18 protein-coding genes are annotated in these 19720 nt (G+C 61.7%); 13 read left to right on the plus strand and 5 right to left on the minus strand.

Annotated features, from left to right (window positions below):
- The first annotated feature begins 100 nt into the window (after nt 1–100).
- The 8 genes from dnaA (at nt 101) to PFLCHA0_RS00040 (ending at nt 8495) form a co-directional block, all read left to right on the plus strand.
- On the plus strand, nt 101–1642 hold the full coding sequence (dnaA, locus tag PFLCHA0_RS00005) for a chromosomal replication initiator protein DnaA (RefSeq protein WP_011058391.1): 1542 nt from the start codon (nt 101–103) through the stop codon (nt 1640–1642).
- Between the two features lie 38 nt (nt 1643–1680).
- Nucleotides 1681–2784 carry a DNA polymerase III subunit beta gene (gene dnaN, locus PFLCHA0_RS00010; RefSeq protein ID WP_011058392.1) on the plus strand — a complete coding sequence of 368 codons (1104 nt, stop codon included), beginning with the start codon at nt 1681–1683 and terminating at the stop codon, nt 2782–2784.
- 20 nt (nt 2785–2804) lie between these two features.
- Entirely contained in the window at nt 2805–3908 is a 1104-nt protein-coding gene (recF, locus tag PFLCHA0_RS00015; RefSeq protein ID WP_011058393.1) for a DNA replication/repair protein RecF, read from the plus strand.
- Nucleotides 3909–3912: 4 nt separating this feature from the next.
- Nucleotides 3913–6330: a DNA topoisomerase (ATP-hydrolyzing) subunit B gene (gyrB, locus tag PFLCHA0_RS00020; RefSeq protein WP_011058394.1), complete on the plus strand. Its 2418-nt coding sequence runs from the start codon at nt 3913–3915 to the stop codon at nt 6328–6330.
- A 121-nt stretch (nt 6331–6451) separates the two neighbouring features.
- Nucleotides 6452–6856 (plus strand): Imm1 family immunity protein, encoded by a 405-nt coding sequence (locus tag PFLCHA0_RS00025; protein ID WP_015633604.1) that lies wholly within the window; start codon nt 6452–6454, stop codon nt 6854–6856.
- Between the two features lie 160 nt (nt 6857–7016).
- Complete coding sequence (locus PFLCHA0_RS00030) at nt 7017–7541, plus strand: DUF4265 domain-containing protein (RefSeq protein WP_015633605.1); 525 nt, start codon at nt 7017–7019, stop codon at nt 7539–7541.
- Between the two features lie 151 nt (nt 7542–7692).
- Nucleotides 7693–8178: a DUF4265 domain-containing protein gene (locus PFLCHA0_RS00035; protein ID WP_015633606.1), complete on the plus strand. Its 486-nt coding sequence runs from the start codon at nt 7693–7695 to the stop codon at nt 8176–8178.
- Nucleotides 8175–8495, plus strand: coding sequence for an immunity protein Imm33 domain-containing protein (locus PFLCHA0_RS00040; RefSeq protein WP_015633607.1), 321 nt, complete (start codon nt 8175–8177; stop codon nt 8493–8495). The genes PFLCHA0_RS00035 and PFLCHA0_RS00040 overlap by 4 nt, the downstream gene beginning before the upstream one ends.
- 27 nt (nt 8496–8522) lie before the next feature.
- Here the strand turns inward: PFLCHA0_RS00040 and PFLCHA0_RS00045 are convergent, their stop codons facing one another.
- Nucleotides 8523–9251, minus strand: a complete 729-nt coding sequence (locus PFLCHA0_RS00045; RefSeq protein ID WP_011058398.1) for a response regulator transcription factor — start codon at nt 9249–9251, stop codon at nt 8523–8525.
- Between the two features lie 228 nt (nt 9252–9479).
- Between PFLCHA0_RS00045 and PFLCHA0_RS00050 the strand changes: the two genes are divergently transcribed.
- The 3 genes from PFLCHA0_RS00050 (at nt 9480) to PFLCHA0_RS00060 (ending at nt 13502) form a co-directional block, all read left to right on the plus strand.
- On the plus strand, nt 9480–9767 hold the full coding sequence (locus tag PFLCHA0_RS00050; RefSeq protein WP_041751885.1) for a hypothetical protein: 288 nt from the start codon (nt 9480–9482) through the stop codon (nt 9765–9767).
- Between the two features lie 399 nt (nt 9768–10166).
- Nucleotides 10167–11165: a FecR family protein gene (locus tag PFLCHA0_RS00055; RefSeq protein ID WP_015633608.1), complete on the plus strand. Its 999-nt coding sequence runs from the start codon at nt 10167–10169 to the stop codon at nt 11163–11165.
- A gap of 18 nt (nt 11166–11183) precedes the next feature.
- Entirely contained in the window at nt 11184–13502 is a 2319-nt protein-coding gene (locus PFLCHA0_RS00060; RefSeq protein WP_015633609.1) for a CHASE2 domain-containing protein, read from the plus strand.
- A 180-nt stretch (nt 13503–13682) separates the two neighbouring features.
- Here the strand turns inward: PFLCHA0_RS00060 and PFLCHA0_RS00065 are convergent, their stop codons facing one another.
- From PFLCHA0_RS00065 to glyQ, 4 genes are all read right to left on the minus strand, one after another.
- The gene (locus tag PFLCHA0_RS00065) at nt 13683–14453 is read right to left on the minus strand and encodes a lysophospholipid acyltransferase family protein (protein WP_041114926.1); all 771 of its coding nucleotides are present in this window, start codon (nt 14451–14453) and stop codon (nt 13683–13685) included.
- Nucleotides 14454–14535: 82 nt separating this feature from the next.
- Nucleotides 14536–15069, minus strand: coding sequence for a D-glycero-beta-D-manno-heptose 1,7-bisphosphate 7-phosphatase (gene gmhB / locus PFLCHA0_RS00070; RefSeq protein WP_015633611.1), 534 nt, complete (start codon nt 15067–15069; stop codon nt 14536–14538).
- A gap of 17 nt (nt 15070–15086) precedes the next feature.
- Complete coding sequence (glyS, locus tag PFLCHA0_RS00075; RefSeq protein WP_015633612.1) at nt 15087–17141, minus strand: glycine--tRNA ligase subunit beta; 2055 nt, start codon at nt 17139–17141, stop codon at nt 15087–15089.
- Nucleotides 17138–18091 (minus strand): glycine--tRNA ligase subunit alpha, encoded by a 954-nt coding sequence (glyQ, locus tag PFLCHA0_RS00080; protein ID WP_003177094.1) that lies wholly within the window; start codon nt 18089–18091, stop codon nt 17138–17140. Before glyQ ends, glyS begins: the two co-directional genes overlap by 4 nt.
- 81 nt (nt 18092–18172) lie before the next feature.
- Between glyQ and tag the strand changes: the two genes are divergently transcribed.
- Together tag and PFLCHA0_RS00090 are read left to right on the plus strand one after the other, a co-directional pair.
- Nucleotides 18173–18736: a DNA-3-methyladenine glycosylase I gene (tag, locus tag PFLCHA0_RS00085; RefSeq protein WP_015633613.1), complete on the plus strand. Its 564-nt coding sequence runs from the start codon at nt 18173–18175 to the stop codon at nt 18734–18736.
- A gap of 42 nt (nt 18737–18778) precedes the next feature.
- Nucleotides 18779–19666: a lysophospholipid acyltransferase gene (locus PFLCHA0_RS00090; protein ID WP_011058405.1), complete on the plus strand. Its 888-nt coding sequence runs from the start codon at nt 18779–18781 to the stop codon at nt 19664–19666.
- Nucleotides 19667–19720 lie beyond the last annotated feature (54 nt).

Consider the following 19720-nt stretch of genomic DNA (forward strand, 5'->3'; position numbering starts at 1 on the left):
TTAGTGTCCTGAGGACACGCTACATGTGGATAAGTGGGCGGCTGATCGCTACAATGGCCGCTTGTTTTTGCCTCACCGGCTTTCAACTTAGGGGATATCCGTGTCAGTGGAACTTTGGCAGCAGTGCGTGGAGCTTCTGCGTGATGAGCTGCCTGCCCAGCAATTCAACACTTGGATCCGTCCGCTACAGGTCGAAGCCGAAGGCGACGAGTTGCGTGTATACGCACCGAATCGTTTTGTTCTCGATTGGGTCAATGAAAAGTACCTGGGGCGCGTGCTCGAGCTGCTGGATGAACACGGCAACGGCATGGCACCGGTCCTTTCCTTATTAATAGGCAGCAAACGCAGTTCGGCGCCTCGCGCCGCACCTAACGCGCCACTGGCCGCTGCCGCTTCGCAAGCCCTGCAAGCAGCTGCAGCCAATGCTGCCCCGGCTGCTGCTCCCGCGCCCGCTCCGGCACCCACTTCTGCCCCGGCCAAGAAAGCCGCCGCACAGAAGGCTGCCGAAGTCAGCGAAGAACCCTCTCGTGACAGCTTCGACCCGATGGCGGGCGCCAGCTCGCAGCAGGCACCGGTACGCGCCGAACAGCGTACCGTCCAGGTAGAAGGCGCGCTCAAGCACACCAGCTACCTGAACCGCACTTTCACCTTTGAGAATTTCGTCGAGGGTAAATCCAACCAGCTGGCCCGCGCAGCGGCCTGGCAGGTGGCGGACAACCCCAAGCATGGCTACAACCCGCTGTTCCTTTATGGCGGCGTCGGCCTGGGTAAGACCCACTTGATGCACGCTGTGGGTAACCACCTATTAAAGAAGAACCCGAATGCCAAGGTCGTGTACCTGCATTCCGAGCGCTTCGTGGCGGACATGGTCAAGGCGTTGCAGCTCAACGCCATCAACGAATTCAAGCGTTTCTACCGTTCGGTCGATGCGCTGCTGATCGATGACATTCAATTCTTCGCCCGCAAGGAGCGTTCCCAGGAAGAGTTTTTCCACACCTTCAACGCCCTCCTCGAAGGCGGCCAGCAGGTGATTCTCACCAGTGACCGCTACCCGAAGGAGATCGAAGGCCTGGAAGAGCGTCTCAAGTCGCGCTTCGGCTGGGGCCTGACGGTGGCCGTCGAACCGCCTGAGCTGGAAACCCGGGTGGCGATCCTGATGAAGAAGGCCGACCAGGCCAAGGTCGAGCTGCCTCATGATGCAGCGTTCTTCATTGCCCAGCGCATTCGCTCCAACGTCCGTGAACTGGAAGGTGCCCTGAAACGGGTCATCGCCCATTCGCACTTCATGGGCCGCGATATCACCATCGAGCTGATTCGCGAATCCTTGAAGGACCTGCTGGCGCTGCAGGACAAGCTGGTGTCTGTGGATAACATCCAGCGCACCGTCGCCGAGTACTACAAGATCAAGATTTCCGATCTGCTGTCCAAGCGGCGTTCCCGTTCGGTGGCCCGCCCGCGTCAGGTGGCCATGGCCCTGTCCAAGGAACTGACCAACCACAGCCTGCCGGAAATCGGCGATGTGTTCGGCGGTCGCGACCACACCACGGTTCTGCACGCCTGCCGCAAGATCAATGAACTTAAGGAATCCGACGCGGACATCCGCGAGGACTACAAGAACCTGCTGCGTACTCTGACCACTTGATGACTCCAACGCAGCTTATTAAGGCAAGGGACTAGACCATGCATTTCACCATTCAACGCGAAGCCCTGTTGAAACCCCTGCAACTGGTCGCCGGCGTCGTCGAACGCCGCCAGACCTTGCCGGTGCTTTCCAACGTGCTGCTGGTTGTCGAAGGCCAGCAACTTTCGCTGACCGGTACCGACCTGGAAGTCGAGCTGGTCGGTCGTGTGCAACTTGAAGAGCCAGCCGAGCCGGGGGAAATCACCGTTCCCGCGCGCAAGCTGATGGACATCTGCAAGAGCCTGCCCAACGATGCCCTGATCGACATCAAGGTCGACGAGCAGAAGCTGGTGGTGAAGGCCGGGCGTAGCCGCTTCACCCTGTCGACCCTGCCGGCCAACGACTTCCCGACTGTGGAAGAAGGCCCGGGCTCGTTGACCTGCCAGCTGGAGCAGAGCCGACTGCGCCGCCTGATCGAACGCACCAGCTTCGCCATGGCCCAGCAGGATGTGCGCTACTACCTCAATGGCATGCTGCTGGAAGTGTCCGCCGGGATCATCCGCGCCGTGGCCACCGACGGTCACCGTCTGGCCATGTGCTCGATGCAGGCGGACATCGGCCAGCCGGATCGCCACCAGGTGATCGTGCCGCGCAAAGGCATCCTGGAACTGGCGCGCCTGCTCACCGAGCCCGATGGCAACGTCAGCATTGTCCTGGGCCAGCACCACATTCGTGCCACCACCGGCGAATTCACCTTCACCTCCAAGCTGGTGGACGGCAAGTTCCCAGACTACGAGCGCGTGCTGCCCAAAGGCGGTGACAAGCTGGTACTGGGTGATCGCCAGGCGCTGCGCGAAGCCTTCAGCCGTACCGCGATCCTGTCCAACGAGAAGTACCGCGGCATCCGTCTGCAACTGGCCAATGGTCAGCTGAAGATCCAGGCCAACAACCCGGAGCAGGAAGAAGCGGAAGAAGAAGTGGGCGTGGAATACAACGGCGGTTCCCTGGAAATCGGCTTCAACGTCAGCTACCTGCTGGACGTTCTGGGCGTGATGACCACCGAACAGGTTCGCCTGATCCTGTCCGATTCCAACAGCAGTGCGCTGGTGCAGGAATCCGACAACGACGACTCGGCTTACGTTGTCATGCCGATGCGCCTGTAATCATGCTCAGCAGAAGCTAGATGTCCCTCAGTCGCGTCTCGGTCACCGCGGTGCGCAATCTGCACCCGGTGACCTTCTCCCCCTCCCCCCGCATCAACCTTCTCTACGGCGCCAACGGCAGTGGCAAAACCAGCGTGCTGGAAGCCATCCACCTGCTGGGGCTTGCCCGCTCGTTCCGCAGTGCCCGCCTGCTGCCGGTGATCCAGTACGAGCAGCTGGCCTGCACGGTGTTCGGCCAGGTGGAGTTGGCCCAGGGCGGCCATAGCAGCCTGGGGATATCCCGTGATCGCCAGGGGGAATTCCAGATCCGCATCGACGGTCAGAATGCCCGCAGCGCGGCGCAGTTGGCCGAGATTCTGCCGCTGCAGTTGATCAACCCGGACAGCTTCCGCCTGCTGGAGGGCGCACCGAAGATCCGTCGGCAATTCCTGGATTGGGGAGTGTTCCATGTGGAACCACGCTTCATGTCCACCTGGCAGCGCTTGCAGAAGGCCCTGCGGCAGCGGAACTCATGGCTGCGGCATGGTACACTTGACGCCGCTTCGCAAGCGGCCTGGGACCGGGAACTGTGTCAGGCCAGCGCTGAAATCGATGAATACCGCCGCGCTTATATCAAAGCCTTGAAACCAGTCTTTGAGCGGACCTTGGGCGAACTGTTGCAGCTCGAGGGCCTGACGCTTAGCTATTACCGTGGTTGGGACAAGGACCGGGAGCTCAGTGAAGTGCTCGCGACCGCCCTCCACCGTGACCAGCAAATGGGTCATACCCAGGCCGGCCCACAACGTGCTGATTTGCGTCTGCGCTTAGGCGGACACAACGCCGCGGACATCTTGTCCCGTGGCCAGCAGAAGTTGGTGGTCTGTGCCTTGCGCATTGCCCAGGGGCATCTGGTGAGCCAGGCCCGCCGCGGTCAGTGTATTTATCTGGTGGATGACTTGCCGTCCGAGCTGGACGAGCAGCACCGCCGCGCACTTTGTCGCTTGTTGGAAGACTTACGCTGCCAGGTGTTTATCACCTGTGTAGACCACGAATTATTGAGGGAAGGCTGGCAGACGGAAACGCCAGTCGCTTTGTTCCACGTGGAACAAGGCCGTATCACCCAGACCCACGACCATCGGGAGTGAAGGCATGAGCGAAGAAAATACGTACGACTCGACCAGCATCAAGGTGCTGAAAGGTTTGGATGCCGTACGCAAACGTCCCGGTATGTACATTGGCGACACCGATGACGGCAGCGGTCTGCACCACATGGTGTTCGAGGTGGTCGATAACTCCATCGACGAAGCGCTGGCCGGTCATTGCGACGACATCAGCATCATCATCCATCCGGATGAATCCATCACCGTGCGCGACAACGGTCGCGGCATCCCGGTCGATGTGCATAAAGAAGAAGGCGTCTCCGCGGCAGAGGTCATCATGACCGTGCTCCACGCCGGCGGTAAGTTCGACGACAACTCCTACAAGGTCTCCGGCGGTCTGCACGGCGTAGGTGTATCGGTAGTGAACGCCCTGTCCGAGGAGCTGATCCTCACCGTGCGCCGTAGCGGCAAGATCTGGGAACAGACCTATGTCCACGGTGTTCCGCAAGAGCGGATGAAAATCGTTGGTGACAGCGAAACCACCGGTACCCAGATCCACTTCAAGCCTTCGGCTGAAACCTTCAAGAACATCCACTTCAGCTGGGACGTCCTGGCCAAGCGGATCCGTGAACTGTCCTTCCTCAACTCCGGTGTCGGCATCGTCCTCAAGGACGAGCGCAGCGGCAAGGAAGAGCTGTTCAAGTACGAAGGCGGCCTGCGGGCATTCGTTGAATACCTGAACACCAACAAGACTGCGGTCAACCAGGTGTTCCACTTCAACATCCAGCGTGAAGACGGCATCGGCGTGGAAATCGCCTTGCAGTGGAACGACAGCTTCAACGAGAACCTGTTGTGCTTCACCAACAACATTCCTCAGCGCGACGGCGGTACCCACCTGGTGGGCTTCCGTTCGGCCCTGACCCGTAACCTGAACAACTACATCGAGCAGGAAGGCCTGGCCAAGAAACACAAGGTCGCCACCACTGGTGACGACGCTCGTGAAGGCCTGACCGCGATCATCTCGGTGAAGGTGCCGGATCCGAAGTTCAGCTCCCAGACCAAGGACAAGCTGGTTTCTTCCGAAGTGAAGACCGCGGTCGAACAGGAGATGGGCAAGTACTTCTCCGACTTCCTGCTGGAAAACCCCAACGAAGCCAAGTTGGTGGTGGGCAAGATGATCGACGCTGCCCGCGCTCGTGAAGCGGCGCGTAAAGCCCGTGAAATGACCCGTCGCAAAGGCGCGCTGGATATCGCCGGCCTGCCGGGCAAACTGGCGGACTGCCAGGAAAAGGATCCGGCCCTGTCCGAACTCTACCTGGTGGAAGGTGACTCTGCTGGCGGTTCCGCCAAGCAGGGCCGCAACCGCAAGACCCAGGCGATCCTGCCGCTCAAGGGCAAGATCCTCAACGTCGAGAAGGCACGCTTCGACAAGATGATCTCCTCGCAAGAGGTGGGCACCCTGATCACCGCGCTGGGCTGCGGCATCGGCCGTGAAGAGTACAACATCGACAAGCTGCGTTATCACAACATCATCATCATGACCGATGCTGACGTTGACGGTTCGCACATCCGTACCCTGCTGCTGACCTTCTTCTTCCGTCAGTTGCCGGAGCTGATCGAGCGCGGCTACATCTACATCGCCCAGCCGCCGCTGTACAAGGTCAAGAAAGGCAAGCAAGAGCAATACATCAAAGACGACGACGCCATGGAAGACTACATGACCCAGTCGGCTCTGGAAGATGCCAGCCTGCACTTGAACGAAGAAGCCCCCGGGATCTCCGGCGAGGCGCTGGAGCGCCTGGTCAACGACTTCCGCATGGTGATGAAGACCCTCAAGCGCCTGTCGCGCCTGTACCCGCAGGAGCTGACCGAGCACTTCATCTACCTGCCGGCCGTGACCATGGAGCAACTGTCCGACCACGCCGCCATGCAGGATTGGCTGGCCAAGTACGACGCCCGCCTGCGCACTTCCGAGAAGTCCGGCCTGGTCTACAAGGCCAGCCTGCGCGAAGACCGTGAACGCAATGTGTGGCTGCCAGAGGTCGAGCTGATCTCCCACGGCCTGTCCAACTACGTCACCTTCAACCGCGACTTCTTTGGCAGCAACGACTACAAGACCGTCGTCTCCCTCGGCGCTCAACTGAGCACCCTGCTGGACGAAGGCGCGTATGTTCAGCGCGGCGAACGCAAGAAAGCCGTCACCGAGTTCAAGGAGGCCCTGGACTGGCTGATGGCGGAAAGCACCAAGCGCCACACCATCCAGCGATACAAAGGTCTGGGCGAGATGAACCCTGACCAGCTGTGGGAAACCACCATGGACCCAAGCATGCGCCGCATGCTCAAGGTGACCATTGAAGACGCCATCGGCGCCGACCAGATCTTCAACACCCTGATGGGTGATGCGGTCGAGCCTCGTCGCGACTTCATCGAAAGCAACGCCCTGGCGGTGTCCAACCTGGACTTCTGATCCAGCGACACAGCTGAAAATAAAAAGGCCGACGCTTGCGTTGGCCTTTTTTATTGGCAGATTGTTCAATCCCTCATCCATAACGATTTACGTTTTTATCCGGACAAGGCAGTCATGGCAAATGCTCAAGAAAATTGTTGAAGATGAATATGCCGGTAATCGTTGTCACACCCATGAGTGGTTAAACCCCGACTCGATGCAGGTGTTGTCCGCGTTCAACCGCCTGGACGGAAAGGCTTTCAGCTCGACGGTTTTTTTCTTCAGTGATCAGACCCTGATGCATATCGGGGGCGGTGCGGCCGATCAGTATGTGGTCTTTATCGCCCAGGACGTCGACCAGTCGTTGCAGACCCTGCTCAGCGCAGACACCCCTGATGATCAGCGGGTTGAGTTGGTCGCGGGCGGCCAGTCCGGTAGTTACCCTCGCTATCAGTGTGTGGCTAAAGAGCGAGCGAGACAGGCCCTGGCTTATTTCTCGGCCTATGGCTCGGCTGATCCCGATCTGGCCTGGGAAGTGGAAGGTTAACTGGACAATAAGGACGTTGACCTTGGCAGGTACAAGCAGCCACCTATTCGATGAAGCACGCTTCCCCTTCGGGGGCCGTGCGGAGGTCATATTTTCCTTCGAGGAAAACTTCTTTTACGTGCAGTTTATGAGGCCCATGGCGGCGCCTCGGTGAGATGGAATGGATACCTCGACAGCACAGTTTCACAAGATCATTTTCAAGCTCACCGTCGACGCCGACGGTTATCCACCGGTGGAGTATGAGTCGATGTGGGGCATTCAACGGGGGGCAGATGTCTACCAGTTGGATAACACGCCCTACTATCTCTATGGCGTGAGCAAGGGGGACTGGGTGCTGACTCGCGCTGAGGCCCATGAGCGGATCGCTACCGGCGTGGTGCGGCAATCCGGCCACTCGACGCTGCGGGTTTTTGCCGAGCGCGAGTCAGAGCGCTCGGGGATTGTGCAGCACCTGCGCAGCCTCGGCGCCAGCTGTACGGTTACCCGGGGCCTGTCGCTGTTCACTGTGGATATCGTGCCCGAGGTCAGTTTTTGCGCAATCGACCAATACCTGGCCTCCATCACCGACGACCAACATGTCGCCTATGAAGATGCCTGTTTACAGCACGAGGCCATCGAGCCTGCGCGCCTGAGCGAGTGCTCTTCACTGGCCTCACTTGAGTGCGTCACCTGGAGGGATCACTAGGTGCTGTGCTGGCACCTGAGCTGAGAGACGATCCGGCCATCGAACAGGCGCGTTCGAGATGTGTTTATCGATCAGTTGACCCCGCTACGCGGCTGGGCCGGTTCGGCTCATTTCACCCTTTGTAGAAACAGCAATCGCACGGAAATGGGTTATGGATGATGAACACCAGGAAATATCGATTCGGGTTGTTGCGGGGCAGAACAGCCGTGGCCCGGTCTATGAGCCGCTGCATGTCCGGCGCATTGATGAGGACAGTTACGAGATTCTCTATTCACCAGGGCTGGCGCTGAACCTGGCCAAGGGCGACATCATCTCGATCAAGGATCCGCAGGCCCCCGCCGTGGTGCTCAAGCGTGGCGGCAACTTCTGCATCCATATCTATTCGGATCACATCCCTGAAGAACACATCATGGCCCTGGCGGCGGATGTGGCGAGCGAATTGGGTGGCATGCTCGACGGGCGCTACAAGGGCAATCTGACATTGTCGGTGCCGGCGCGAAACGGCATGGACAACATCGCCCTGTTCTTCAACCGCTTTCGCGAGACCACGGGCAGCGAGTGGTACTACGCCAACATCTATAAAAACCTCGATGACACCGATGACGAGACCTTGCTCGATTGGTGGCTGGCCCTATGAACGAAAGACAGCAGCTTATCTGTGAACGCTACGACCTTGCTCCCCAGGCCCCGGAGCCGATGATTGCGCTGGCCATAGGCTCGCTTGCGCAATCGCCCATCTATGGCACCCGGGTCGAGTTGCCGGAAAACGGCACGGTCAGTTGGTTTATCCACTGCGGCGAACATTCCACTGCGGTGGATTTCTACCAGCCTCTGTGCACCGAGCATTTGCTCGAGCTGTTGCCGGAGGTTATCGATTACCTTTACCTGCCGAGCGGGACGCGTTTCATCATCGACCGCGCCGGCTATGAAGATGTCTGGCGGGACTCGGAATGATATCAAGCCGCTTTTGAAGGCAAGCAGTCAGCTGCCCTGTTCTTCAGGCGACGCGACACTTTCCAGGCGGTAGCCATAGCCGTAGATCGTCAACAGTTGCCAGCCGCGATCCGCGGTCAGCCCGAGTTTGTTGCGCAAGCGGTAGATGTGGGTATCCAGGGGCCGTGAGGAAACGATTTCCTCATGGGTCCAGAACCGTTCGTACAGGTATTCCCGGGACAGCGGCCGGCCCAGGTTGGCGAACAGGCAGCGAGCCAGGCGGTACTCGCGCTCGGTAAGGCTGATGGGAGCGCCGGCGCGGGTGACGGTCAGTTCCGCATCATCGAAGCTCAGGTCGTTGAAACTCTGCACTTCTTCGCTGTGGTTGCGCTGCAAGCCATGGCGGCGCAGTACCGCGTTGACCCGTGCCTTGAGTTCGTTGGGGCGAAACGGCTTGCTCAGGTAGTCGTCGGCACCGGTGTTCAGGGCCTGGACGATATCGCTCTCGGCATCGCGGCTGGTGAGCATGATGGCCGCGGGCGGCGAATCCATGTGTTCCCGGGTCCAGCGCAACAGGGACAGGCCGCTGAGGTCCGGCACTTGCCAGTCGAGGATCAGCAGGTCGAAGGTTTCCCGGCGCAACTGGCGCAGCAGGTCTTCTCCGCGCTCGAAGCTGTGCAAGGTCCAGGGCTGTTCGCCGGGGCCGGGAATCTCTCGCAGTGTCTGTTCCACCCGCGCCAGTTCCGCAGGTTCGTCATCCAGTATCGCGACACGCATGCGAGGCAGTTCCTTATGGTTCCAAGAGCGCCCGAGGCCGTGGCTGCCGGGCTCGGACTGAGGGGAAGTTTAGGCACCTGGCCTGAATCTGAACAATTGTGGCGAATTGCTCTTGAGCCCCGGGTCCCTCGGTACGCTGATATCAAATAGCCGGTAAGGCGCCCGGAGCACGGGCCGTCGGGCTATTGAGCAGCACGATACCGGCTCGTACAAACAAGGAAAAGAACCATGGGGAACCTGCTCAGGAAAGGCCAGGTCGCGCTTGTCAGAATATTCAGCGGCGATGATCCGGTGCGTCTTCTCAGTTTGATGCTGGCGGCTTATCTGGGAATCAGTGCCTGTACCGTGCCAGCGTCCACAGCGGGCTGCTGTCAGCCCTCCGGCATCGGGCAATACCCGGCGTCTGCCCTGCCCGCTGGCAGTGACTCCAACCTGACCCTGGACGCCGAGTCCGTGATCGGTCGGACAGCGCTACCCACGAACCTGCAGCCACCGGCCCCGCGCTGGGTGTTCTAGAGGCCGAGGCAATGATTCTGAACAAATATTGCAAATCCGTCGCAGCTTTGCGGCCAGCGTTACATTGCTTCCCGCTGAGTGGCACACGGGGGCACCTGGAAGTGCTCCGACACAGGGAGTGTCAACCGCCAGGCTGGCGGGACAACGCGCGCTCGCGTGCGTCGTTGAAGGGGAATACAGGGAGTGCCTCCTCAGGACTTTGGGCCGGGCGACCTGTCGCTCCGGTTCCGACACAGGGACGTGTCACTTTCTTCTCGCCCTGTCCTGTTTCCGCCCTCGCCCGACCGGGTTCCTGTCTTTGGGCGACATCCCGCAGCGTTCGGCTTTCTGCCAACGATCTGCCTCAGGTATGGTGCGTAGGATTTCGCCGCGGTTTTCCCAAAGGCTCTAAGCACATCCATGAATGACCTCTGCCCTTTTCCGTCCACCGGCCGGCCTCAGGTCGCGCGTGTCGCCCTGCTGTTGGCCGGGTTGATTCTGCCGTTGTGTGCGGCACAGGCGGCTGCGCCACGGCTGCCCTATATCGATGACAACCAGCAGTGCCGTGGCCAGCCCCTGCCGGCGACGGTGGAACACCTGACCGGCGAAGCCTGGAAACTGGACGCCAAGGGACGCGAGGTGCTCCTGCAGGAAGGCATGAGCATCGATGAGAAGGAAGGGGTCAGGACCTCGCCGTCGGCCTTCGTCAGCCTGTCCCTGGGAGACGGTTCGCGGGTGGTGCTGCCTTCCAGTTCCCAGGTCACCCTGCAACTCAATAACCAGTACGCCATCCCTCAGGTTGTGCTGGAGCAGGGCCAGATCGAGTCCTACGTGATCAAGCGCACCAGTGATCACGACCGTTTCCAGATCGTTACGCCGGTGGGCGTGCTGGGGGTTCGCGGTACTCACTTCCGGGTACGCAATGACGATCAGCAATCCCTGGTGGAGGTGCTCAATGGCCAGGTGGCGGTGAATCGCGAAGAGGACGCGCCGCAGCCGGCACCGCGGCGTACGCGTCAGCGCCCTGTGGATAAACCGGCAGGCCCGGTGCCGGGTGAAGTCCAGGTCATGGCGCGCCAGGGGCTGCGGATCCAGAAACAGGGCGAGCTCAAGCCGGTGGAACTGCTGGCCGCGCCGAGGCTGCTGGGGCAGGCCGGACAGACCGGTGCCCTGCCCGTCTGGCAACTGATCCTGCAACCTTTGCCCGGGGCCAGCCGCTACCGGGCCCAGGTCGCCACCGACAAGGACTTCCTGAACATCAAGCAGGAGCAGTTCTCCAGCACCCCGCAGGTCAACTTCACCGGCTTGCAGGCATTTTTTTATCACGTGCGTCTTTCGGCGTTCGATGAGCACGGCCTGGAAGGCGAAACCGGGGTCTATGACATCTTTTATTACCCCAGGACCACCCGTGTTGAATAACGCCCCGGTGGGCCGTCCATGAGCGTATGGCGCCGTCGGGCCGAAGGCCGTGAACCGACCCAGGCTCAGCGCCTGTTCCGCGGGCTGGTGCGGGAGTGGCTGTGGGTCAGCCTGATTCTTCTGCCGCTGACTGCGGTGTTGTCCCTGAGCCACGGCCTGGCCCTGAACAATCTGTTCTACGACAACCTGCGGCGCTTCACCCCGCTACCGGTGGACCCGCGCATCCTGCTGGTGACCATCGACGACTACAGCTTGCAGCAACTGGGGCGCTGGCCCTGGCCGCGGGCCATTCATGGCCAACTGCTGGACCGGCTGAGCGCGGCCGAGGCCAAAGGGGTGCTGTTCGATGTGATCCTCAGTGAACCCGGCAGCACGGTGGAAAACGACACCCGCCTGGCTGCCGCCCTGTGCCGGGCCGGCAATGTGTTCCTGCCGGTGCTGCGCCAGGGCGTTGCCCGCTATGGCCAGGACATTGAGGAAATCCCGCCGGTGCCGCTGCTGCGCAATTGCGCCCGCGGCCTGGGCCATATCAATGCCGAAGCGGATGCCGATGGCACGGTGCGCAGCGTCTACCTGCGCGAAGGCCCGGTGCTGGCTCCCCGGGCGCAACTGACGTGGCTGCTGTACCAACTGACCGAAGCCGAGCCGGCATTCCCCCATATGCCCGGGCCCGGCAAACCTCGCGTGGCCCAGGGGTGGCTGCGGTCCAACCCGGTGCGCATTCCCTTTATCAGCGCCGACGCCGGCTTTCCCAGCGTGCCCTATGTCAGCGTGCTGCGGGGCGAAGTGCCGCCGGAGCTGCTGCGCGACCGGCTGATCCTGGTGGGCTCCACGGCCCCGGGGCTGGGGGACCGCTACGTGACCCCGCAATCCGGCAGCCAGGGCACCACCCCGGGGGTGGAGATCCAGGCCAACCTGCTCAACGGCCTGCTCCAGCATCGCAGCGTGGTTGCCCTGGGCCAGTGGTCGGGGATGCTGCTGTCCATGGCCCTGACCGCTGTGTTGCTGGGCCTGTTGCTGTGGCGGCCGCGCCACGCGCTGTGGATAACCCTGGGTTGCATGGGGCTGGGCCTGGCGGGCTCGGTATTGATGCTGCGGCTGGGCTACTGGTGGTCGCCGGTGGCCAGCTTGCTGGGCATGCTGCTGGCCTACCTGATCTGGAACTGGCGCCGGCTGAGCGTGATCCTGGACTACTTCGGCTGGGAACTGGCGCGCCTGGACAGCGAGCCCAAGGTGTTGCCGGAACGCCGGCGCAGCCAGGCCCCGGCCGGGGATGTGCTGCAGGGGCAGATCGTCGCTCTGGAGCAGGCCCTGAGCCGCACCCGGGACACCCGGCGTTTTATCGCCGATGGCCTGGAGTACCTGCCGGTGGCGACCCTGATCAGCGACCCCGACGGCAAGATCCTGCTGGCCAACCGCAATGCACGGGAAGTGTTTGCCCATTCCCTGGTGGGTGAAGGGCTGATTGCCCAGTTGGCTGCCCTGGGTTACCCGGGCCTGACGGAACCGGCCTTGTACCCCCGGCTGGAACAACTGCCGGCGGTGGAGTTCCGTGATGTTCAGCAGCGCAGCCTGCGCATGGAACTGGCGCCGCTGCTGCCGGTGGACAGCGATACCGCCATTGGCTGGCTGCTGAGCCTCACCGACCTCAGCGTCGAGCGCGACGCCGAACAGCAACGCAGCGTGCTGTTGCGCTTTCTGTCCCATGATCTGCGCGCGCCCCATTCGGCGATCCTGGCCTTGCTGGATGTGCAGCGCCATCAGCCGGCGACGCCCCGGCAGGTGTACGGCCAGATCGAGCAGCAGGTACGCCGGGCCCTGGCTCTGACCGAGGCCTTCGTGCAGTTGGCCAAGGCCGAGTCGGAGGCCTACCAGTTCGAACCGAGCATGTTCGCCATGCTGGTGCTGGACGCCTTCGATCAGGCCACGACCCTGGCCCAGTTGAAGGACATTCACCTGGAGCATGACCTAGACGACGAGGCCGAAGGCCTGGTGCTGGCGGACCAGTCGCTACTGACCCGGGCGCTGTTCAACCTGCTGGAAAACGCCATCAAGTACAGCCCGGTGGAGTCCAGGGTGAGTGTGCGGGTCAGTTGTACCTCAGGCTGGCTGCGCTGCGAGATCAGCGATGAAGGCCGGGGTATCGATGCCGCGGATCTGCCCCAGCTGTTCGGCCAGTACCAGCGTTTTGCTTCGGCCAAGGGCATTGATGGCCTGGGCCTGGGCTTGTCCATGGTCAAGGCGGTGGTGGACCGGCATCAGGGCCGTATCAGTTGCCAGAGCGTGGTGGGTCGGGGCTCTTGCTTCATCCTCGAACTGCCTTTGCTGGAGGAATGAAGGGCCGGGAATATCCCAGGTGAAAAAAACCGGCTCCAAGGCCGGTTTTTTTGTCTGCTGAAAAACTTATGCACGTTTTTCCACATTTTATGAGCTTGGGAAATATATATATAAATCAGTTATTTATAATTAGATTTCAAGCCTTGTAGGAAAAGTCGTACACAGGTTATCCACAGAAGCTCATACAGCAACCTTATCCGTAGAAGTGGCCAATGGTGGCAATGAGCCCATATCCCGTTGAGCCTGTTCATTCCAGGCCGCCACCCGGTCATTGAGCTCGGCGATGGCCCGCGGGCCGCTGCCTTCGGCATACATCGGCGCGCCGATGGTCACGGTGATGGTGCCGGGGCGCTTGGCCCAGCCGGTCTTCGGCCAGAACTTGCCCGCGTTGTGGGCCACCGGCAGCACCGGCAGGTCGGCATTCACCGCCAGGGCGCTGCCGCTGCGGGAAAACTTGCCGATCTGGCCGTAAGGCACGCGGGTGCCTTCAGGGAAGATCAGTACCCAGACATTGTCCTTGAGCAACTCGTCGCCCTTGCTCGCCACCTGCTTGAGGGCAGCCTTGGGGTTGTCCCGGTCAATGGCGATGGGCCGCAGCATGGCCATGGCCCAGCCGAAAAACGGCACATACAGCAGCTCGCGCTTGAGCACCTGGCTCAGGGGCTCGAAGTAGGCCGAGAGAAAGAAGGTTTCCCAGGTGCTCTGGTGATTGGAAACGATCACGCAAGGCCGCTCGGGGACGTTTTCCGCGCCCTTCACTTCCACGCGGATATTGAGGAATACCTTGGTCAGCCACAGCGCGCAGCGACACCAGTAGACGTTGATAAAGCGATAGCGCGCCTTGAATGGGAGGAACGGCGCGATAAAAAAGCTCAGGGAGCACCACAGCAAGGAACTGGTGCCCAGTAGCAGGTAAAAGAAAAAGGTTCTGATGGCCTGCAGGATCGACATAGCGGCATTTACCATTGCGGGCATGCCCGCCTGTTAAAAAGCGCTCTCCCGAACAGTCCTTGGTCAGGATGCCAGAAGGGGCCTAATTGTGGATAAGTTCAGCGGCAACGGCCGCCAGGTCGTCAAAAATCAAGGTGCCTACCGGCAGGGTTTTCCCCAGAGTCTTTTCGCCTTTCCCGGTCTTTACCAATACTGGCTGAGAGTCGACGGCTTTTGCGGCTTCCAGGTCACCGAGACTGTCACCGACAAACCATAGACCTGTCAGTTCTGCCTGGTAATGCTCGGCAATGGTTAGCAGCATGCCCGGTTTCGGTTTGCGGCAGGCGCACCCTTCGTCGGGCCCGTGAGGGCAGTAGACGATCAGCCCGACTTCGCCGCCCTGCTCCGCCACCAGTTCGCGCAGGCGCGCGTGCATGGCATCGAGGGTGGCCAGGTCGTAGTAGCCGCGAGCGATGCCGGACTGGTTGGTGGCGATCGCCACCGTCCAGCCGGCCTTGCTCAACTGCGCAATGGCTTCGATCGCGCCGGGGAGCGGAATCCACTCCTGCACCGATTTGATGTAGGCATCGGAGTCGTGATTGATCACGCCGTCACGATCGAGTATCAGCAGTTTCACAGCAGTTCCCTACCTGATCAGCTCAGTACCGAAATGTCGGCCACGCCCAGGAACAGGCCCCGCAGCCGCGCCAGCAGCGCGTAGCGGTTGGCCCGTACATTGGCGTCCTCGGCATTGACCATCACCGCCTCGAAGAAGGCGTCCACCGGCTCGCGCAGGGCAGCCAGGCGGGCCAGGGTCTCGCTGTACTGGCGGGCAGCGGCCATGGGCTGTACAGCCTGGTCCGCTTGCTGGATCGCCGAGTACAGGGAGAACTCGTTGGCGTTGTCGAAGTACTTGGCTTCGATGGTGGTCGGCACATTGCCTTCGATCTTGCTCAGCAGGTTCGACACGCGCTTGTTCACCGCAGCCAGGGCGGCGGCTTCCGGCAGCTTGCGGAAGGCCTGCACGGCTTGCACGCGCTGGTCGAAGTCCAGGGCCGAACCCGGCTTCAGGGCACGCACCGAGAGGTAGGTGGCCACATCCACGCCTTCGTCTTCGTAACGGGCACGCAGGCGGTCGAAGATGAACTCCAGCACCTGGTCGGCCAGGCCGGCGGCCTTGACCTTGCTGCCGAAGGCGCTGACGGCGAAGGCCACGGCGTCGTTCAGGTCGAGGTCGAACTTCTTCTCGATCAGGATCCGCAGCACGCCCAGTGCCGCGCGACGCAGGGCGTAGGGGTCCTTGCTGCCGGTGGGCAGCATGCCGATGCCGAAGATCCCCACCAGGGTGTCCAGCTTGTCGGCGATGGCCACGGCGGCACCGGTCACGGTGCTGGGCAGCTCGGCGCCGGCGCCACGTGGCATGTACTGCTCGTTCAGGGCCAGGGCGACATCTTCCGGCTCGCCGTCATTGAGAGCGTAGTAGTAGCCGGCGATGCCTTGCATCTCCGGGAACTCGCCGACCATCTCGGTGGCCAGGTCGCACTTGGACAGCAGGCCGGCACGGGCGGCGCGCTGGGCGTCGCCGCCGATGCGCGGGGCAATGAAGGCGGCCAGCTTGGAGATCCGCTCGGCCTTGTCGTAGACGCTGCCGAGTTTTTCCTGGAAGACCACGTTCTGCAGGCGCAGGTTGAAGTCTTCGAGCTTCTGCTTCTTGTCCTGCTTGAAGAAGAACTCGGCGTCGGTCAGGCGTGGGCGCACGACTTTCTCGTTGCCCTCGATGATCTGGCGCGGGTCCTTGCTCTCGATGTTGGCCACGGTGATGAAGCGCGGCAGCAGCTTGCCGTCCACGTCCAGCAGGCAGAAGTACTTCTGGTTGTCCTGCATGGTGGTGATCAGGGCTTCCTGGGGCACTTCGAGGAAGCGCTCCTCGAACGAGCACACCAGTGGCACCGGCCATTCGACCAGGGCAGTCACTTCGTCCAGCAGGTCCGCCGGGACGATCGCCGTGCCTTCCTGCAGGGTCGCCAGTTCCGCGGTGCGCTTGCTGATCAGCTCGCGACGCTCGTTGGCGTCGGCCAGCACGTAGGCGGCACGCAGGTCGGCCAGGTAGTTGGCCGGCGCGGTGATGCGCACGCTTTGCGGGTGGTGGAAGCGGTGGCCGCGGGAGTCGCGACCGGCCTTCTGGGCGAGGATGGTGCAGTCGATGACCTCATCGCCCAGCAGCATCACCAGCCATTGAGTCGGGCGCACGAACTCTTCCTTGCGCGCGGCCCAGCGCATGCGCTTGGGAATCGGCAGGTCGTTCAGCGAATCTTCGACGATGGTCGGCAGCAGGCTGGCGGTCGGCTTGCCCTTGATGCTCTGGCTGTAGCGCAGTTTCGGGCCGCTCTGGTCGATCTCGCTGAGTTCGACGCCGCACTTCTTGGCAAAGCCCAGGGCCGCCTGGGTCGGGTTGCCTTCAGCATCGAAGGCTGCCTGGCGTGGCGGGCCGTCGAGGTTGATGCTGCGATCCGGCTGCTGGGTGGCCAGTTGGGTGATCAGCACCGCCAGGCGCCGTGGCGCGGCGTATACGTGCTTGGCCTGGAAGCTCAGGCCGGCGCTCTGCAGGCCTTTTTCGATGCCGGCCAGAAAGGCTTCGGCCAGGGTGTTCAGGGCTTTGGGTGGCAGTTCTTCAGTGCCCAGTTCAACCAGAAAATCTTGCGCACTCATTGTGCCGCCTCCAACTTAGCCAACACTTCATCACGCAGGTCCGGGGTTGCCATCGGGAAGCCCAGCTTGGCACGGGCCAGCAGGTAGGCTTGCGCAACGGAACGCGCCAGGGTGCGCACACGCAGGATGTACTGCTGGCGTGCGGTGACCGAGATGGCCCGGCGTGCATCCAGCAGGTTGAAGGTGTGCGAGGCCTTGAGGACCATTTCATAGCTCGGCAGCGGCAGTGGCTGATCCAGCTCGATCAGGCGCTTGGCTTCGCTTTCGTAGAAATCGAACAGTTCGAACAGCTTCTCGACGTTGGCGTGTTCGAAGTTGTAGGTCGACTGCTCCACTTCGTTCTGGTGGAACACATCGCCATAGGTGACCTTGCCGAACGGGCCGTCGGCCCACACCAGGTCGTACACCGAATCCACGCCCTGCAGGTACATGGCCAGGCGTTCCAGGCCATAGGTGATTTCACCGGTCACCGGGTAGCACTCGATGCCACCGGCTTGCTGGAAGTAGGTGAACTGAGTCACTTCCATGCCGTTGAGCCAGACTTCCCAGCCCAGGCCCCAGGCGCCCAGGGTCGGCGATTCCCAGTTGTCCTCGACGAAGCGGATGTCGTGCACCAGCGGGTCCAGGCCCACGTGCTTCAGGGAACCCAGGTACAGCTCCTGGAAGTTCTCCGGGTTGGGCTTCAAGACCACCTGGAACTGATAGTAGTGCTGCAGGCGGTTGGGGTTTTCGCCGTAGCGGCCGTCAGTCGGGCGACGACTGGGCTGCACATAAGCGGCGTTCCAGGTTTCCGGGCCGATGGCCCGCAGGAAGGTAGCGGTGTGGAAAGTGCCGGCGCCTACTTCCATATCGTAGGGCTGAAGTACCACACAACCTTGCTCGGCCCAGTACTGCTGGAGGGCGAGGATCAAGTCTTGGAAGGTACGCACGGCTGGCGTAGGCTGGCTCACGAAATTCACCTGTTACTTGGGCTGCGATTTAAGGAGCGGGAGTATACCCGATTCAGTCCTGCGCACGCCCACTGGAGCCTTATGCCACGCTGCTTTTGGTGTTCCGAAGATCCGCTGTACATGGCTTATCACGATCAGGAGTGGGGCGTGCCGCTGCGCGATGGGCAGCGCTTGTTCGAGTTGTTATTGCTCGAAGGGTTCCAGGCCGGGCTGTCATGGATCACCGTGCTGAAGAAGCGCGAGCACTATCGCCAGGTGCTGTTCGGCTTCGATGTGCAGCGCGTGGCGCAGATGAGCGATGCCGAGATCGACGACCTGATGCAGGACCCGGGCATCATCCGCAACCGCCTCAAGCTCAACGCCGCGCGGCGCAACGCCCAGGCCTGGCTGGAGCTGGAAGACCCGGTGGCCTTTCTCTGGGCCTTCGTCGGTGGCGTGCCGAAGATCAACCATTTCAAGGACCGCAGCGAAGTGCCGGCGGTGACGCCGGAGGCCGAAGCCATGAGCCGCGGCTTGCGCAAGGCCGGCTTCACTTTCGTCGGCCCGACCATCTGTTATGCGCTGATGCAGGCCTCGGGGATGGTCATGGACCACACCCTGGACTGTGATCGGTACGCCATCCTGGCCCATGCGCGGTTAGAATAGCCGGCTGGCGACACGCTTCATGACCAAGATCAGGAGTCATTTGTGGATAAGTTCAAAGGCGCCCTGCTGGTGGGTGCTCTGCGGTTGTTTGCCCTGCTGCCCTGGCGCGCGGTGCAGGCGGTCGGCGCAGCCATCGGCTGGATCATGTGGAAGACGCCCAATCGTTCCCGCGAGGTGGTGCGCATCAACCTGGCCAAGTGTTTTCCACAGATGGACCCGGCGGAACGCGAGCGCCTGGTGGGCCAGAGCCTGAAGGACATCGGCAAGTCCCTGACTGAAAGCGCCTGCGCCTGGATCTGGCCGGCCGAGCGTTCCATTGCCCTGGTGCGTGAAGTCGAGGGCCTGGAAGTACTCAAGGACGCCCTGGCCTCGGGCAAGGGCGTGGTTGGCATTACCAGCCACCTGGGCAACTGGGAAGTGCTCAACCACTTCTATTGCAGCCAGTGCAAACCGATCATTTTCTACCGTCCGCCCAAGCTCAAGGCGGTGGACGAACTGCTGCGCAAGCAGCGGGTGCAACTGGGCAACCGCGTGGCGGCTTCCACCAAGGAAGGCATCCTCAGCGTCATCAAGGAAGTGCGCAAAGGGGGGGCAGTGGGCATCCCCGCCGACCCGGAACCGGCCGAATCCGCCGGGATCTTCGTGCCCTTCTTCGCCACCCAGGCCCTGACCAGCAAGTTCGTGCCGAACATGCTGGCCGGCGGCAAGGCGGTCGGCGTGTTCCTCCATGCCCTGCGCCTGCCCGACGGCTCGGGCTACAAGGTGATCCTCGAAGCGGCGCCGGAAGACATGTACAGCACCGATACCGAAACCTCCTGCGCGGCCATGAGCAAGGTGGTCGAGCGTTATGTGGGGGCCTATCCGAGCCAGTACATGTGGAGCATGAAACGCTTCAAGAAGCGCCCGCCTGGCGAGGCGCGCTGGTACTGAGGGAGCTGGCACGATCTGTGGATAACCCCGCATCGGGAGTTATCCACAGCACAC

The organism is Pseudomonas protegens CHA0, from assembly GCF_000397205.1.
GTDB classification, from domain to species: domain Bacteria; phylum Pseudomonadota; class Gammaproteobacteria; order Pseudomonadales; family Pseudomonadaceae; genus Aquipseudomonas; species Aquipseudomonas protegens.